Annotated in this window: 14 protein-coding genes; 8 read left to right on the forward strand and 6 right to left on the reverse strand. The window is 65.4% G+C overall.

Annotated features, from left to right (window positions below; genetic code table 11):
* Positions 1-53: 53 nt before the first annotated feature.
* The 3 genes from maiA to aceE form a co-directional block, all read right to left on the reverse strand.
* A complete protein-coding gene (gene maiA, locus FFS30_RS16660) occupies positions 54-713 on the reverse strand; it encodes a maleylacetoacetate isomerase (RefSeq protein WP_137914304.1) in 660 nt (219 codons plus the stop codon).
* A gap of 65 nt (positions 714-778) precedes the next feature.
* Positions 779-2,107 (reverse strand): dihydrolipoyllysine-residue acetyltransferase, encoded by a 1,329-nt coding sequence (aceF, locus tag FFS30_RS16665; protein ID WP_137914305.1) that lies wholly within the window; start codon positions 2,105-2,107, stop codon positions 779-781.
* A gap of 63 nt (positions 2,108-2,170) precedes the next feature.
* The gene (gene aceE / locus FFS30_RS16670; protein WP_137914306.1) at positions 2,171-4,843 is read right to left on the reverse strand and encodes a pyruvate dehydrogenase (acetyl-transferring), homodimeric type; all 2,673 of its coding nucleotides are present in this window, start codon (positions 4,841-4,843) and stop codon (positions 2,171-2,173) included.
* Positions 4,844-5,015: 172 nt separating this feature from the next.
* Here aceE and FFS30_RS16675 point away from each other — a divergent pair, with 172 nt between their 5' ends.
* From FFS30_RS16675 to FFS30_RS16695, 5 genes are all read left to right on the forward strand, one after another.
* Positions 5,016-5,471, forward strand: coding sequence for a MarR family transcriptional regulator (locus FFS30_RS16675; RefSeq protein ID WP_137914307.1), 456 nt, complete (start codon positions 5,016-5,018; stop codon positions 5,469-5,471).
* A 194-nt stretch (positions 5,472-5,665) separates the two neighbouring features.
* The gene (locus FFS30_RS16680) at positions 5,666-6,454 is read left to right on the forward strand and encodes a TetR/AcrR family transcriptional regulator (RefSeq protein WP_137914308.1); all 789 of its coding nucleotides are present in this window, start codon (positions 5,666-5,668) and stop codon (positions 6,452-6,454) included.
* Between the two features lie 85 nt (positions 6,455-6,539).
* A complete protein-coding gene (locus FFS30_RS16685; protein WP_137914309.1) occupies positions 6,540-7,523 on the forward strand; it encodes an HlyD family efflux transporter periplasmic adaptor subunit in 984 nt (327 codons plus the stop codon).
* A gap of 145 nt (positions 7,524-7,668) precedes the next feature.
* Positions 7,669-8,595 (forward strand): ABC transporter ATP-binding protein, encoded by a 927-nt coding sequence (locus tag FFS30_RS16690; RefSeq protein ID WP_137914503.1) that lies wholly within the window; start codon positions 7,669-7,671, stop codon positions 8,593-8,595.
* Between the two features lie 166 nt (positions 8,596-8,761).
* Entirely contained in the window at positions 8,762-9,880 is a 1,119-nt protein-coding gene (locus FFS30_RS16695; RefSeq protein ID WP_137914310.1) for an ABC transporter permease, read from the forward strand.
* 9 nt (positions 9,881-9,889) lie between these two features.
* On the opposite strand, the gene FFS30_RS16700 is transcribed toward FFS30_RS16695, so the two are convergent.
* Positions 9,890-11,374, reverse strand: a complete 1,485-nt coding sequence (locus FFS30_RS16700; protein WP_137914311.1) for a serine hydrolase domain-containing protein — start codon at positions 11,372-11,374, stop codon at positions 9,890-9,892.
* Positions 11,375-11,571: 197 nt separating this feature from the next.
* Between FFS30_RS16700 and FFS30_RS16705 the strand changes: the two genes are divergently transcribed.
* From FFS30_RS16705 to FFS30_RS16715, 3 genes are read left to right on the forward strand one after another with little or no spacing between them, the layout of a single operon-like run.
* Positions 11,572-12,426 carry an RsiV family protein gene (locus FFS30_RS16705; RefSeq protein WP_137914312.1) on the forward strand — a complete coding sequence of 285 codons (855 nt, stop codon included), beginning with the start codon at positions 11,572-11,574 and terminating at the stop codon, positions 12,424-12,426.
* A 13-nt stretch (positions 12,427-12,439) separates the two neighbouring features.
* Positions 12,440-13,141 carry an alpha/beta hydrolase gene (locus FFS30_RS16710; protein WP_137914313.1) on the forward strand — a complete coding sequence of 234 codons (702 nt, stop codon included), beginning with the start codon at positions 12,440-12,442 and terminating at the stop codon, positions 13,139-13,141.
* A 23-nt stretch (positions 13,142-13,164) separates the two neighbouring features.
* On the forward strand, positions 13,165-13,653 hold the full coding sequence (locus FFS30_RS16715; RefSeq protein WP_137914314.1) for a DUF456 family protein: 489 nt from the start codon (positions 13,165-13,167) through the stop codon (positions 13,651-13,653).
* A gap of 20 nt (positions 13,654-13,673) precedes the next feature.
* On the opposite strand, the gene FFS30_RS16720 is transcribed toward FFS30_RS16715, so the two are convergent.
* Both FFS30_RS16720 and FFS30_RS16725 read right to left on the reverse strand, forming a co-directional pair.
* The gene (locus FFS30_RS16720) at positions 13,674-14,636 is read right to left on the reverse strand and encodes a DMT family transporter (protein WP_137914315.1); all 963 of its coding nucleotides are present in this window, start codon (positions 14,634-14,636) and stop codon (positions 13,674-13,676) included.
* 71 nt (positions 14,637-14,707) lie between these two features.
* Complete coding sequence (locus FFS30_RS16725; RefSeq protein ID WP_249352528.1) at positions 14,708-15,553, reverse strand: AraC family transcriptional regulator; 846 nt, start codon at positions 15,551-15,553, stop codon at positions 14,708-14,710.
* Position 15,554 lies beyond the last annotated feature (1 nt).

Consider the following 15,554-nt stretch of genomic DNA (forward strand, 5'->3'; position numbering starts at 1 on the left):
CGCGGCGCAGCGTCGGACCTTGTCGATGCGCCGCGGTTGCAAACATTCCGGCGCTAGGCGGATTTTTCCTGCGCTTTGTAGCCGGGCTGGCGGAACGGATGCGCGTCGGCAAACTCTGAAAGCTCGAAGCAGCGCTTCGACAACGCGGCCACGTTCGGAAACGGCGCGATGTCGAGTTTGTAGAGATCGGCCATGATGACTTGGCCGGCGATACAGATATCGGCGACGCCCGGCGCTTCGCCCAGCGCGAACGGCGCAGCCGGGCGCCGGCTGAGCAGCCGCTCGTAAGTCGCCAATCCTTCCGCGACCCAATGCCGGCACCACGCTTCGATCGCCGCCGCGTCGGCGCCGAATACCGCCGCGAGATGCTTGCGCACGCGCGGCACGACGAGAGGATGCGCGTCGGCAACCGCAACAAGGGCGAGCGAGCGCGCATAGGCGCGTTCTTTCGCGTCGGCCGGCAGCAGCCGCGGCTGCGGCCGAATGTCGTCGAGATACTCCATGATCGCGAGCGACTGGAAAAGTCGATGACCTTCGTGCACGAAGGTCGGCACCACATGCTCGGCGTTCAACTCGGCGTATTCGGCGTCGAACTGGCGGCCCGACAAGATATCGACTTCGATTTCTTCGAACGGGAGTTGCTTCAGCGCGAGCGCGGCGCGGACGCGGAAGGCCGCATTCGAACGCCAGAAGCCATAGAGCTGGATAGTCATGGGATCGGTCCTTTGTGCAAATTTCAGGAATATCTTCGTGGGATCGTAGCGCCGCTGCGCGTCATTCAGAGCAGCACGCGGCGAAAGTCGCCGAGCAAGCGTGCGAGTTCAGCGGTAAAGCGCGCCGCCGCCGCGCCGTCGATGACGCGATGGTCGTAAGACAGCGAAAGCGGCAGCAGCAGGCGCGGCTGGAACGCACTGCCGTCCCAGACCGGTTCGATCGACGACTTGGAAACGCCGAGAATGGCGACCTCGGGAACATTGACGATCGGCGTGAACGCGGTGCCACCGATGCCACCCAGCGAGCTGATCGAGAAGCTACCGCCCTGCATGTCTACGGGCACCAGCTTGCCGTCGCGCGCCTTTGCGGCGAGCGCCGCGGTTTCGCGCGCGATCTCGCCGAGGCCTTTTTGATCGGCGTCGCGCAGCACCGGTACGACGAGGCCTTGCGGCGTGTCGGCGGCAAAGCCGATATGAAAATACTTCTTCACGGTCAGCGTTTCGCCGTCCGCATCGAGCGATGCGTTGAAACGTGGGAATTGCTTGAGTAGCGCAGCAGCAGCCTTGATCAAGAACGCCAGCATGGTGAATTTGATACCGGACTTTTCGAATTCTTGATTGAGCCTTAGGCGCAAGGCTTCCAGCTCGGTGATATCGGCGCGGTCGTGCTGAGTGACGTGCGGCACGACAGCCCAGTTCCGCGAAAGATTCGCCGCGGAGAGTTTCTGGATACGACTCAGCGATTGCACTTCGACCGCGCCGAATTTGGCGAAGTCGACATTCGGCCACGGCAGAAGCGTCGGCCCTGCGCCGGATGTGGGCGAAACCGCAGTTTCGGCGCGCTCGGTCGCAACCGATGAAACGCTGCGCGCATGGGCTTCGACGTCGCCGCGCACGATGCGGCCGTTGCGGCCGCTGCCGAAAACTCGGCTCAACTCCACGTCGAGTTCGCGCGCCAGGCGGCGCACGGCGGGGCTCGCATACGGCACCTTGTCCGGCATGACGAACGCGGCATTTCCTCCTGCGAACGCCTGGGTATCTTCGGCGAGCGCTTTTTCGACCGGTGTCGCGGTGGCCGTCATCGGCGAAGGGGCGGCATCGGCTTCGTCACCCAGTGTCGCAGCGTCCGGCACAGTGACATCGACGGCGGCTTCTGCCGTTTCGATCAACGCAATCACGTCGCCTTCGGACAGTGTGTCGCCGATGCGCACCTTCCATTCTTTGACGACGCCGGCCACGGACGACGGCGCTTCCATCGTGGCCTTGTCCGACTCCAGCATGATGATGCCCTGGTCGACCGCGACGCGATCGCCGACTTTGACCAGCAACTCGATGACCGGTACGTCGCGCGAACCGCCGAGGTCCGGCACGCGTACTTCTTTCAGGTTTTGCATATTTGTCTCTATGGTTGCGCCGCGTGTATCGGCGCCTCTGCCGAATCGCCGCGGCGGCTCGCGTCACACCGCGGCCGGATCGACCTTTTCCGCGTCGATGCCGAAAGCCCGGATCGCATCGGCAACGAGCGAGCGCGGCACCTGCCCGTCGTCGGCGAGCGCCTTGAGCGCCGCCAAGGCGATGAAATGCCGATCGACTTCGAAGAAGGTCCGCAGCGCCGCGCGCGTATCCGAGCGGCCGAAACCGTCGGTGCCCAGGGCGACAAAGCGGCGGTCGTGGATAAACGGGCGGATCTGGTCGCCCACGATCTTCATATAGTCGGTGGCGACGACCACAGGCCCGGCGCGATTCGCCAGGCACGTTTGCACGTACGCAACGCGCGGTTCGGCTTGCGGGTGTAGCAGATTCCAACGCTCCGCGGCGAGGCCGTCGCGACGCACTTCGGTCAGGCTGGTCGCACTCCAGATGTCGCAAAGAACGCCGTAGTGCTTCTCAAGCAGTTCGGCCGCCGCAAGCACTTCGTTGAGGATCGCGCCGCTGCCCATCAACTGCACTCGCGGCGCGTCCTGCGGCGCGTTGCCGGCATCGCGCAGCAGGTAAAGACCTTTGAGGATGCCGGCTTCCACGCCCTCCGGCATCGCGGGCTGCGGATAGTTCTCGTTGAGCAGGGTGATGTAGTAGTAGATGTCTTCGTGCTCCGCGAACATGCGGCGCAAGCCGTCCTGCACGATCACCGCGAGTTCGTACGCGAACGCAGGATCGTACGAGAGGCAGCTCGGAATGACCGACGACAGTACATGGCTGTGGCCGTCGTCGTGCTGCAGACCTTCGCCCATCAGCGTGGTGCGCCCCGACGTGGCGCCGAGCAAGAAGCCGCGCGTTCTCGCATCGGCCGCGGCCCAGGCCAGATCGCCGACGCGCTGCAGGCCGAACATCGAATAGAAGATGTAGAACGGGATCGTGGTCAGCGCATGATTGCTGTACGACGTGCCCGCGGCGATCCACGACGAAATCGCGCCCGATTCGTTGATGCCTTCCTGCAGGATCTGCCCGTCCTTGGCTTCCTTGTAGTAGCTCAGCTGCCCGGCGTCCTGCGGCGTATAGAGCTGGCCGAGATAGGAGTGGATGCCGATCTGGCGGAACAGGCCTTCCATGCCGAACGTGCGCGATTCGTCCGGCACGATCGGGATGACGAGCTTGCCGAGATCGGGATCTTTCAGCAGGGTGCTCAGGATGCGCACGAACGCCATCGTGGTGGACTGACCGCGCTCGCCGCTGCCCTGCAAGAGGCTCGCGAAGGTCGAGAGCGGCGGAATCGGCAACGGCGGCGTCTCATGGATGCGCGCGGGCAGTTGGCCGCCGAGCGCGCTGCGCCGCGCGGCGAAATAGCGGGCTTCGTCGCTGTCCGACTCAGGCCGCAGATAGGGCATCTCGTCCAATTGCGCATCGCTGACCGGCAGCGCGAAGCGGTCGCGGAATGCGCGCACTGCGTCCGCACTCATCTTCTTCAGCTGGTGATTGATGTTCTGGCCTTCGCCGGCCTCGCCCATGCCGAAGCCCTTGACCGTCTTCGCCAGGATCACCGTCGGCCGACCGCTCGTCGCGACCGCCTGCGCATAGGCCGCATAGACCTTCTCGGCATCGTGGCCGCCGCGCGTGAGCTGCCAGATGTCGTCGTCGGACATATCGGCGACCAATGCCAGCAACTCCGGATATTTGCCGAAGAAGTGCTCGCGGACATAGGCGCCGCTCTGCGACTTGAACGTCTGATAGTCGCCGTCGACGCATTCCATCATGCGCTGGCGCAGCAGGCCGCTCGTGTCTTTCTCCAGCAGCGCGTCCCAGCCGCCGCCCCAGATGACCTTGATGACGTTCCAGCCGGCGGCGTGGAAAGTTCCCTCCAGTTCCTGGATCACCTTGCCGTTGCCACGCACCGGACCGTCGAGACGCTGCAGATTGCAGTTGACGACGAAGATCAGATTGTCGAGCCGTTCGCGGCCGGCGACGGAGATCGCCGCGAGCGATTCGGGCTGATCCATCTCGCCGTCGCCGAGAAACGCCCAGACCTTGCGCCCCTGATGCTGCTTGAGGCCGCGGTATTCGAGGTAGCGCATATAGCGAGCCTGGTAGGCCGCAGTCAGCGGCCCGAGCCCCATCGACACCGTCGGGAACTGCCAGAAATCGGGCATCAGGCGTGGATGCGGATACGAGGACAATCCCGCCCGCGCGGATTCGCGGCGGAAGTTGTCCATGACTTCTTCGCTGAGACGCCCTTCGACAAAGGCGCGGCCGTAAATACCCGGCGCGGAGTGGCCCTGGATGTAGACCATGTCGCCGTCGAACGTATCGGTACGGCCGCGGAAGAAATGATCGAAGCCCACGTCGTAGAGCACGGCGGCGGATTGGTACGTCGCGATGTGCCCGCCGACGTTCGAATGCTTGCCGGCGCGCAGCACCATGACCATCGCGTTCCAGCGGATGTAGGCGTTCAATCGGTGCTCGATGGCGAGATCGCCCGGATAATCGGGCTGGCGTTCGCGTGCGATTGTGTTCACGTATGCCGTCGTCACCTTGCCGTGCAAATCGCCGTGACGGCTCGCGTCGAAGTCGCTGAGCTGATCGATCAGGTAATGCGCACGCGCACGCCCGTCGGCTTTCGTCACCGCGTCGAAGGCTTCGACCCATTCGCGGGTTTCCGCCGGATCGATGTCGGATGGGCTGACGGGGAAATTCATAAACGGCTCCGAATGGGCTGATTGGTCCGATCGCGCGAAGCGAAGGCGGAAAGAGGAATCGGGACGGCGGCGCTAGGCGCGTCGCCAGACGATTGCAATTGCAATCGATACACCACGATCATGCCGCGATACAATTGCGATTGCAACTCAAGGCACGCGGGAGGCATCGCCCATGGCAAACAAAGAACCGGATTTGTGGTTCTCTTTCGTGCGCTCGCATCGCGTGCTGATCCGCGAAATCGAACGCCGGCTCGCCGCCGCCGGCCTGCCGGCTTATGCCTGGTACGACGCGCTGTGGGGCGTGGAAAGCGGTGAGGACGGCACGCGCCGCATGCACGAACTCGCCGATGCGATCGTGATCGAGCGCTACAACCTGACCCGCTTGGTCGACCGCCTCGAACAGGAAGGACTCGTCACGCGTGCGCGGTCGCCCGAAGACGGCCGCGCCGCTTACGTCACCATCACCGACGCGGGACGCGCGCTGCGCAAGCGTATGTGGAAGATCTACGAGACAACCGTGGCCGAGCTTTTTCTGCCGCAGTTCGACGCCAAGGCGCAACGCAGCGTTTCGCAGGCCCTGGATCGTGCCGCGCTGGCCGCGCGGCGGTCATCGCAGGACGCCCAGTAGCGCGCGACGCGTTCGCATATCGGCGGTCGACGGTTCGAACGGACTTCCCCTGCCTCTGCGGTCGCCTCTGCGGTCGCCTCTGCGGTCGCCTCTGCGGTCGCCTCTGCGGCTGCGAGCCGCCGTCTGCCTGCATCGGTCGCCCGGTCGCGATGCTGCGAATTGAAATTAATTAAGCGTTCAATTATAAAGACGCCATGAAAACCAAACCCGGCAAAGCGGCGGCCGCGAAATCGCCGAAGCCCGGCAGCGGCGGCAAACCGCGCCGCCCCGGTCGCCCGAGCGCCAAGGCCAACCCCGATCAGCGCGCGCGCCTGCTCGATGCCGCGGTCGCGTTGTTCGGCGAACGCGGCATCGCCGCGACCACGCTGCGCGCGATCGCGCAGCGTGCGAAGGTCACACCGGCGCTGCTGCACTACTACTTTGCGAGCAAGAACAGCCTCGTCGAGACCATCCTCGCCGAACGCGTCGCGCCGTTCGTCGCCGTCTCGGTCGCGCCGCTGCTCACGCCGCAGGCGAGCCCGCGCGCAACCTTGCGCAGCTTCCTCGAAGGGCATATGCGCAATATCGCGGCGAATCCGTGGATGCCACGCCTGATGGTGCGCGAGGTGCTCAGCGAAGGCGGCGCGCTGCGCGACCAGATCCACGCCCAGTTCGCGATGACGGTCGCGCCGAAGATGCTCTGGTTGATCGTGTCCGCGCAGCGCAAAGGCGAGATCCGCACCGATCTCAATCCGGTGCTGATCGGCGTGTCGCTGATCAGTCTCGCGGTGTTTCCGTTCGCCGCCGCGCCGCTGTGGCGCAGTGTGGCTGCCTCGCTGTTCGAAGGCTTGCCCGAGCAGACAATGCAGAACGTGCGCACGCAATTGGCCGCCGCCAAGGGCTCGTTCGGCCTCGTGCCCACGACGCAGGACGATCTGATCGAACACACCCTGACCCTGTTCGACAGCATGCTGGAGAAGCCGCGTGCAAAATCGAAGCCTTGAAGTTCAAAAGCTGTCATTCCAGCGCAAGCTGGAATCCAGCTCTTACATAGCGAAAAGAAAAAGCTGGATTCCAGCTTGCGCTGGAATGACGAGACAAAATCTCCGGCTTTTTGCGGTCTTTTTTCTTGTCGCGGTCTCGCTCGCCGGCTGCGCGCGCAACAACGGCGAGGCGCCGCTGCTCGGCACGCTCGAATGGGACCGCATCGCGATGCCCGCGGAAGTGTCCGAGCCGATCACGCAGATCCTGGTCAAGGAAGGCGACATGGTCGCCGCGGATCAGTTGCTGCTCGCGCTCGATCCAAGCCGCACCCAGGCGCAGGTCGACGCGGCGCAGGCGGACGTGACGCGTCTGACCGCGGCACTCGACGAACTGCGCCACGGCGCGCGCGTCGAGACGATCGACGCCTCGCGCGCCGCACTCGCGCGCGCGCAGGCCGGCGCGGTCAACGCCAAGCTCGCGCGCGACCGCGCGGCGGAAATCCGCAAGCGCGGACTCAACAGCCAATCCGATCTCGACAACGCCGACGCCGCGCTGCGTCAGGCGAACGCCGATGCGAACTCCGCGCGCGCGAATCTCGACGAGCTGCTGCACGGCACGCGCATCGAAGACGTCAATCAGGGCGAAGCCGCGCTCGCGCAGTCGAAGGCGACGCTCGCGCAACTCGAAGTGACCTTGTCGCGCCTGAGCGTGCGCGCGACGCGCGCGGGCCGCGTCGACACGCTGCCGTACAAGCTCGGCGACCGCCCCGCGCAGGGTGCAAGCCTGGTCAGCCTGCTCGTCGGCGATGCGCCGTACGCACGCGTCTACGTGCCCGAACCGCTGCGCGCGAGTCTGCGGCAAGGCGCGCGCTTCCAGGTCAAGATCGACGGCGCCGCGCAGCCGTTCAACGCGACCGCGCTGCGCATCGCAAGCGAAGCGACGTTCACTCCGTACTACGCGCTGTCCGGCGACGACGCGAGTCGGCTCGCCTGGCGCGCGGAACTGGCGCTCGACGCATCGGATCAGACCAAGAATCTGCCCGCCGGCATTCCGTGCCAGGCGACGCTTGTCGGTGAGACGAAACATTGAAGAGCATTGGCCACGGATTATGCGGATGACACGGATAAAGCAGAAATATTTATTGCTTTGTTCTTTATCCGTGTCATCCGTGTAATCCGTGGCAAAAAATGCTCCTAGCAGAACACCACAAATGGACAAAGCCAACGACAATGCCATCGTCGCGCGCGGACTGACCCGGCGCTTCGGCGATCTCGTTGCGGTCGACCATGTCGACCTGACCGTTGCGCGCGCGCAGGTTTACGGCTTTCTCGGACCGAACGGCAGCGGCAAGTCGACGACGATCCGCATGCTCTGCGGCTTGCTCCTGCCGACCGAAGGCGACATCGACGTGCTCGACTGCAAGATTCCGCAGCAAGCCGAAGCGCTCAAGCGCCGCATCGGCTACATGACGCAGAAGTTCTCGCTCTACGACGACCTGACCGTCTACGAGAATCTCGACTTCGTCGCTGCCGTGCACGAACTGTCGCGCACCGACGCGCGCAAGCGCATCGACGAATTGTTGACGACTTATTGGCTGACGCAGCAGCGCGACCAGCTCGCCGGCACCATGTCGGGCGGACAAAAACAGCGCCTCGCCCTCGCCGCGTCGGTGCTTCACAAGCCGGAACTGCTGCTGCTCGACGAGCCGACCTCGGCGGTCGATCCGCAGTCGCGGCGCGAATTCTGGGACTCGCTGTTCGCGCTCGCCGACCAGGGCACGACGATCCTGGTCTCGACGCACTACATGGACGAGGCCGAACGCTGCCATCGTCTCGCCATCCTCGACCACGGCCGCCTCGTCGCCGACGGTAGCCCTCGCGATCTCTGCGCCGCGCTGCCGGGCCAGGCGTTGCTGATCGAATGCGCCAATCCGCGCCGCGCTCAGACCGCACTCGACGGCGAGCCCGCGATCGTGTCGATGGCGCAGATCGGCGCGCATCTGCGCGTGCTCGTGCACGACGGCGCCGATGCGCGCGCGACGATCGCGGCGAAGCTCAAGGCGCAGGGTATCGATGCACGCATCGACGCGGTCGAGGCGAATCTCGAAGACGTGTTCGTCGTCGCGACGCAAAGGCCGAAGAACAAGGCGGTCGCCGCATGAACTCGCGCACCTCTTCCCGGTGTCATTCCTGGGCGAACGGGATTTTCAACAGCCGGCGAGCTGGTCTTCTCGTGCTATTTGCTGTCCGATCCACACAAAGCAAAGTCGCTGGATTCCCGCTAAGAGCCTGCGGGAATGACGAGCGATATTTTCCGGGCAGTGTGCCATGAACCTGCGCCGCCTGTTCTCAATCGTGCTCAAGGAGCTGCGCCAGCTGCGCCGCGACCGGCTCACTTTCGCGATGATCGTCGGCATCCCGACGATGCAGTTGCTGCTGTTCGGCTACGCGATCAATCTCGACATTCGCCAGTTGCCCGCGGCCGCGCTCGATCAGGCGCAGACCGCGCACGCGCGCGAAGTCGTCGCTGCGCTCGCGGAAACCTCGGTGATGGATTTCCGCTATCACCTGAAAACCCCGCAGGAACTCGATGAACTGCTGCGCGGCGGCAAGATCAGCGCGGCGCTCGTGATCCCGGCCGACTTCGAGCGCCGGCTCGCCGAACAGAACCTCGACACGCAGCCGTGGCCGCGGCCGCCGCTGCAGATCGTCGTCGACGGCTCCGACCAGGTCGTGCAGCAGGCGGCAGCGCAGCTCGCCCTGCTGCCGCTGCAGAACCTGCTCAACCCGGCCGCGCCGACGCCGGTGAAGAACGTCGAGATCGTGAACTTCTACAATCCGGCGCGGCTCGCGCCGGTGAATACTGTGCCCGGCCTGATCGGCGTGATCCTGACCATGACCATGGTGCTGTTCACCGCGATGGCGATCGTGCGCGAACGCGAGCGCGGCAATCTCGAATTTCTCATCGCCACGCCGGTGTCGCCGTTCGAGCTGACCCTCGGCAAGGTGCTGCCGTTCGTCGGCATCGGCCTCGTCCAGGTCACGGTCGTGCTGCTGCTCGGCATGCTGATCTTCCATGTGCCGATCCGCGGTTCCCTGCTCGACGTGTACGGCGCCGCGCTCGCCTTCATCGTCGCGTCGCTGTCGCTTGGCGTGTTCTTGTCGACCCTGGCCAAGACGCAATTCCAGTCGATGCAGCTCGCCTTCTTCACCTTTCTGCCGCAGATCCTGCTATCGGGCTTTATGTTCCCGTTCGCCGGCATGCCGAAACCGGCGCAGTGGCTCGCGGAAATTTTCCCGATGACGCATTTCATCCGCCTGATCCGCGGCATCATGCTGCGCGGCGCACGCCTGTCCGAACTGTGGCCGGAACTGGCGGCACTCGCCGCGTTCTGCGTCGTGACCCTGACGATCGCCGTGCTGCGCACGCGCAAGCGCCTCGACTAGGCCCGTGCGCTACGGCTTTTTCGCCGCTTCGCGTTTCGCTTTCTCGACGACAAGCGCAAGAACCGGAATGTCGACGTAGGCATACGACGGCGGATCGAAATTGCCCAACACGACGACGGTGTACGGCGAATCGAGCACGAGATTGAGATCCGTGCTCACGCCCGGATAGCCGCCGCTGTGGCCGACGACGGTGCGGCCGTACACATCTTCGATTTGCATCGCGTAGCCGTAGTGTTCGCCGGAACGCCACGGTTTGGTCATCTGTGCGAACACGCCCTTGCTCACGAGTTTGCCGCTGCGCAAAGCCTCGGCAAAACGAACCAGATCGTCCGCCGTGGAAAGCGCACCACCGGCCGGGCTGCCGATATCGCCTTCGGCTTCGTGCCAGTCGGCCGAGAGATCTTTATCGGTCATCTTCGTGTACGGGGTAACCATATGCGCACTGCGATGCGGAATATTGTTGGCATCGCTGTGAGTCATTCCGGCCACGGCGAAGATATGTTTGCGCAGATAGTCGGGATAGTCCTCGCCCGATGCTTTCTCGACGATCGCGCCGGCGAGCACGAGGCCGGCATTGCTGTAGTCCCAACTCGTTCCGGGCGCGAACTTTGGCTCGTCTTTGTCGAATAGCGGCAGAAATTCCGCCGCGCGTTTCGTGCCGTCCTTCATCATCGCCGGCGTGCGCTGGCCAAGAAAATCGCCGAGGCCCGACGTATGCGACAGCAGCATGCCGACCGTCACCTTGTTGCGCACGGTCTGGTTCGCATAATCGGGGAAGAACTTCCCGACCTTGTCTTCGAACGACAGTTTGCCCTGGTCGACGAGCTGGCCGATCGCGGCCGCGGTGAACATCTTGCCCATTGACCCCAAGGTGAACTCGGTCGAGCCGTCGATCGGCGTTTTCTTTGCACGGTCGGCGTAACTGAAGCTCGAACTGACGATGACTTGGCCGCCGCGCGCGACGCTGACGATGCCGGAGAACACGCCGTCACGCGCGCGCTGCCGGGCGATGTCGATCACCGCCGCGACCAAACGCGCATCGCTCAGATCTTTCGGTAGTGAAGATTCGGGAGGCGGCGTCACGATGATGCCGGCATTGACGATCTTGCCCGCGGCGTCGGTGTTGAATTCCATCTGGTACCAGATGCCGGACTGCAGACCGATCATGAGCCATGAACCGGACTGCTCTTCGGACTTCTCGGTCTCGGCGACGCGGAAGCCACCGTTCAGCATGCAGGTTTCTGCATCGCGCTGCACGATCCTGTCGACCGGGGCGTGCTTCGCGGTCTCGGCGGACAGATGCGCGAGCGTCCATGTCCGGATCTGCGCGATGTCCTTCGTAGCACAGGCTTTGAGCCAGCCTTCGCCCAAACGCCCTGCCTTCGTGTCGGGCAAATACACACTGGCGGCGGATCCATCGGCCGCCGGCACAACCGGGGCAACGCCGAAGAGAAGCAGCAGAATCGACAACGACAGAGAGAGGCGGGTTCTCATGACGTGTTTCCCTGGGTGGCGGGAGGGGGGCGAACGCGGCAAGGATGCCGCAATTCGTTGTCTCTGCGTTAAAAAAGCCTAAGCATCCCGTCAATTCAGCGCACATGCGTGGAATGCGTGCGTAGCAACGACTACACTGCGTCGCCGTTGTATCGAAATCCGCCGTATTCATGATGCTTTCCCCGACTCTTCGCGCCGTGCCGCGAAGCCTCCAATTCGCGCTGTCGTTTGCCCTCGCCGTCATCTGCGCGGCTTGCAGTCAGGCGCCCGCGCCGGCGCCTGCCGCACCGGCGCAGCCGTCGCCGACAATCCCGCGCATCACCGACAAGGTCGAGGCCGCCGGCAGCGACGGCGTCGAAGTCGCCGCGCGCTATCCGTCGATGCGCAACGAACTCGCGCCGCTCGAAACCGCGATGCGTGCCTACACCCAAGCACAGCAGGCTGACCTGGCCGCGCGCGTCAAACAGCTCAAGCCCGAAGCCGAGCGCGCCGAGCGCCCGGCCAAGCTCGATCTGGACTTCACTGTCGCCACGCAGACCGTCGCTTTCGTCAGCGCGATCGCCCAGGGCCAGGCCGACATCGGCGACGCCAAGCCGGCCGCGCTGCGTGCGACCTTCAACCAACATCTGCCGAGCGGCAAGATCGTCGGCTTCGCCGATCTGTTCACCGATCCCGCGGCCGCGCTGAAGATTTTCAGCGACGAAGTGCGCCGCCGTCTCTACGCCGAGTACGAAGCGCGCCTGTACAACCAGAATCTTCCGCAGGCCGAACTGACCGCGCGCCTGAAGACCATGCACGCACTGGTCGACAAGGGCACCGAGCCCGCGGCGGAGAATTTCGCCGGCTTCCTCGTCGATGGCGTCGAAGGCAAAGCGATCGGCATCACCGTGATCTTCCCGCCCGGGCAGGTCGCCGCCGATACCGACGGCCCGCAGCAGGTCGAGGTGCCGGTGAAGCTCTTCGTCGACGCGGTCAAGCCCGAGTACCGCGACGCGTTCGACAAGGACAGCTCGGCGCCGGCCGCGCCGCCGTCGAATCCCGCTTCGCGCTGAGCCGCAGCGCCGCATGAGCGTCGCCGTCCTGCTTCCCGGACTGGACGGCACCGGCGCCCTGCTCGAGCATTTCGCCGAGTCGCTCGGCTACACGCTGCCGGTCGGGATCGTGCGCTACCCGGCCGATCTCGCCGCGAGCTACGCCGAACTGGAGGAAATCGCCAGGGCAGCACTGCCCACCGATAAACCGTACCTGCTCGTCGGCGAATCGTTTTCCGGTCCGATCGCCATTTCGCTCGCGGCCAAGGCGCCGCCGGGCTTGCGCGGGCTCGTGCTCTGCACGACCTTCGCGCGTTCGCCCGTGCCGTACCTGCGGCCGTTCTCGCCGTTCCTGCAGATTGCGCCGACGCATCTGCCGGCCGCCGTGCTGCGTTACCTGCTGCTCGGCCGCTGGGCGACGCCGGCGATCGACCGAATGCTCGAGGCGGCGCTCGCGGAAATCTCGCCCGAGGTGTTGCGCAAACGCGTCGACGAAGTGCTGCGCGTCGATGTTTCCGCCCAACTGCGCGCCGTGCGCGTGCCGGTGATGTATCTTCAGGCGAGGCAGGATCGGATGATTCCCGCCTCCGCCGCGGAGCACCTGCGCCGGATCGTGCCGTCGATCGACATCGTCAAGATCGACGGCCCGCATTTCTTGTTGCAGGCGGCCGGGGAACATTGCGTGGAGAAAATTCTCGACTTCGCCCGGCGCGTCGGTTTGTCCGCCGGGGCCTGACGTTCCGCCAGCCGGGGAGATGTATGCAAACGGCGCAAGTCTTGTACTTCGTATTGAGCGCAGTCCTGATCCTCGCCGGCCTGGCCGGCACCATCGTGCCGGCGCTGCCCGGCGTGCCGCTCGTGTTCGCCGGCATGCTGCTCGCGGCGTGGGCCGATCATTTCGAGCACGTCGGCACGGTCACCCTGATCGTGCTCGGTGTGCTTTGCCTGCTCGCGATCGCAATCGATTTCGTCGCCGGCCTGCTCGGCGCGAAACGTGTCGGCGCGAGTGCCTGGGCGATCTGGGGCGCGATGATCGGCACCGTCGTCGGCCTGTTCTTCAACCTGCCGGGTCTCGTGTTCGGCCCGTTCCTCGGCGCGGTCGTCGGAGAACTGCTGGTCGGCAGTCATCTCGGTCGTGCGACCCACGTCGGCATCGGCACCTGGCTCGGCCTGTTGTTCGGCACCTTGGCGAAGATCGCGCTGTGCTTCGCCATGCTCGGTATATTCGCGCTGAGTTTTCTGTTCTGACTTCACCGCGACGCGCGCGCTCAAGTCGCGTGCGCTTCGGCTGCGGCGGCCTCCGGCTGCACGCGCACGGCGCAGATGACGCCGATGATCAGCAAGGCGATGCCCGCGAGCGTCGGCCACGGCGGCACGGCGCCGCGCAGGATGAATGTGTAGGCGAGCGCGGCGAGCGTCTCGAACACGATCAACTGCCCGACCAGGGCGGTCGGCAGGCGCTGGCTCGCCGCGTTCCAGCACAGCGTGCCGACCCACGAGGCGAGCAGGCCGATCGCCGCCATCAGGGCGAGGAACACCTGCGGCCACGGCCCGAACGGCAGCGGGAACGACTGGCCGGTCACGGTGAATCCAATCCACAACACGGCGTAGCCGGCGAGCGCGAGCGGCAAGGTCGCGAGACCCTGCGCGGTGGCCCAGGTGCGCGGGCTGTGCGTCGGATGACTGCGCAGCCAGTCGGCGTTGCGCAGCGGATACCAGGTCCAACAGGCAACGCCGACGAGGGCGAGCGCAGCGCCTGTGGCGTAGCGCAGATAGTCCGGATTCGCCGTCGCGCGCAGCGCGGCGAGTTCGTCGAGGTTGACGCAGGCCAGCCCGGCCGCGATCAGCAGCAGCGACGGCGCGAGCTTGCGCCAGGTCAGGCGCCGCGCGCGTTCGCGTCGGTTGGCGCAGATCGCGATCACCACCGGCAAGGTGCCGATAATCACCGTCGGCACCGGGCCGCCGGCGCGCTGGATCGCGCTCGCGAGACAGAGGTAGTAGAGCAGGTTGCCGATCGCGACGAGTTTGAGCGCTTCGATCCAATCCGCGCGTGCGAGCTGGCGCAAGCGCGCGCGGTCGAACCAGGCGAGCGGCAGCGCGATCAGACCGAAAGCGACGTAGCGGCCGACCGACTGCAGCGCGGCCGGATAATCCGGCAGCCACAGCGGGCCGACGAAAACCAGGCCCCACATCAGGCCGGCGGCGAGTGCGTAGAAGATTCCGATCCACATGGCGCGCAGCGTAAGTGCCGGCGCGCGCGGCGTCTTGTACCGGATTGCGCTCGCGCCGTGACGGCGGAAATTCAGCCGCGGACTTGCTGCCGGTAGCGCGCCGGCGTGACGCCGTAACGGCGCAGGAAAGCGCGGGTCAGATGCGCTTGGTCGACAAGCCCGGTCGCTGCGGCGACCTGCGCCGGTGGCGTGCCGCCCGCGAGCAGGCGCTTGGCCTCGTACAGACGCAGCGCCATAAGCATCTTCTGCGGCGTCGCGTGATGCTGCGCCTTGAAGCTGCGCAGGAAATGGAACGGACTGAGGCCGGCGACCGCGGCGAGTTCGTCGAGCGTGATGCGCCGCGCAAGATGCGCGCGCAGATAGTCGATCACCGGCGCGAAGCGCGGCGCGGCCTCGGCCTTCGCCGCGCGTCCGATCCGCGCATGCGCGCGGAACTCGTCGAGCAGGAGCTGCAGCAGGCTGTCGAACGCGAGCGGCTCGGTCGTCCGCCACAACTCGTCGAGCAGCATGCCGACACGGCGCGCGGTGACCGCGCGATCGCGCACCGCGTCGGCGAACCACCAGCCGCTGTCGCCGGCAACGCGTTCGAGCGCGGCGCGCTCGACGTAGATCATGCGGTAGCGCCAGCCGCCTTCGGTCTCGGCGCGGCCGGTATGCAGCTCGTCGGGATTCATCATCACGAGCGAATCGCGCGGCGCGAGATGATCGGCGCCGCGATAGCGGAAGCGCTCGGTACCGGTTTCGATCGCGCCGAGGCCGAAGGCTTCATGCGTATGCGGCTCGAACGCGTGGCGCACGATGTGCGCGCGGTACAACTCGACGCCCGCGCAATGCGCCGCGCGGCGGAACTCGGCGCGGTCGAGCGCGTTGTCGAATCGCTCCGCGGCGACCTGCATCGGGTTCACATTCGCGGCCATG

It is taken from the genome of Rudaea sp. 3F27F6, from assembly GCF_005503555.1.
Taxonomy (GTDB): Bacteria; Pseudomonadota; Gammaproteobacteria; order Xanthomonadales; family Rhodanobacteraceae; genus Rudaea.

Coding starts and splice junctions, on each gene's coding strand:
- maiA (WP_137914304.1), bottom strand. CDS start 713: ATGACTATCCAGCTCTATGGCTTCTGGCGTTCGAATGCGGCCTTCCGC.
- aceF (WP_137914305.1), bottom strand. CDS start 2,107: ATGCAAAACCTGAAAGAAGTACGCGTGCCGGACCTCGGCGGTTCGCGC.
- aceE (WP_137914306.1), bottom strand. CDS start 4,843: ATGAATTTCCCCGTCAGCCCATCCGACATCGATCCGGCGGAAACCCGC.
- FFS30_RS16675 (WP_137914307.1), top strand. CDS start 5,016: ATGGCAAACAAAGAACCGGATTTGTGGTTCTCTTTCGTGCGCTCGCAT.
- FFS30_RS16680 (WP_137914308.1), top strand. CDS start 5,666: ATGAAAACCAAACCCGGCAAAGCGGCGGCCGCGAAATCGCCGAAGCCC.
- FFS30_RS16685 (WP_137914309.1), top strand. CDS start 6,540: ATGACGAGACAAAATCTCCGGCTTTTTGCGGTCTTTTTTCTTGTCGCG.
- FFS30_RS16695 (WP_137914310.1), top strand. CDS start 8,762: ATGAACCTGCGCCGCCTGTTCTCAATCGTGCTCAAGGAGCTGCGCCAG.
- FFS30_RS16700 (WP_137914311.1), bottom strand. CDS start 11,374: ATGAGAACCCGCCTCTCTCTGTCGTTGTCGATTCTGCTGCTTCTCTTC.
- FFS30_RS16710 (WP_137914313.1), top strand. CDS start 12,440: ATGAGCGTCGCCGTCCTGCTTCCCGGACTGGACGGCACCGGCGCCCTG.
- FFS30_RS16715 (WP_137914314.1), top strand. CDS start 13,165: ATGCAAACGGCGCAAGTCTTGTACTTCGTATTGAGCGCAGTCCTGATC.
- FFS30_RS16720 (WP_137914315.1), bottom strand. CDS start 14,636: ATGTGGATCGGAATCTTCTACGCACTCGCCGCCGGCCTGATGTGGGGC.
- FFS30_RS16725 (WP_249352528.1), bottom strand. CDS start 15,553: ATGGCCGCGAATGTGAACCCGATGCAGGTCGCCGCGGAGCGATTCGAC.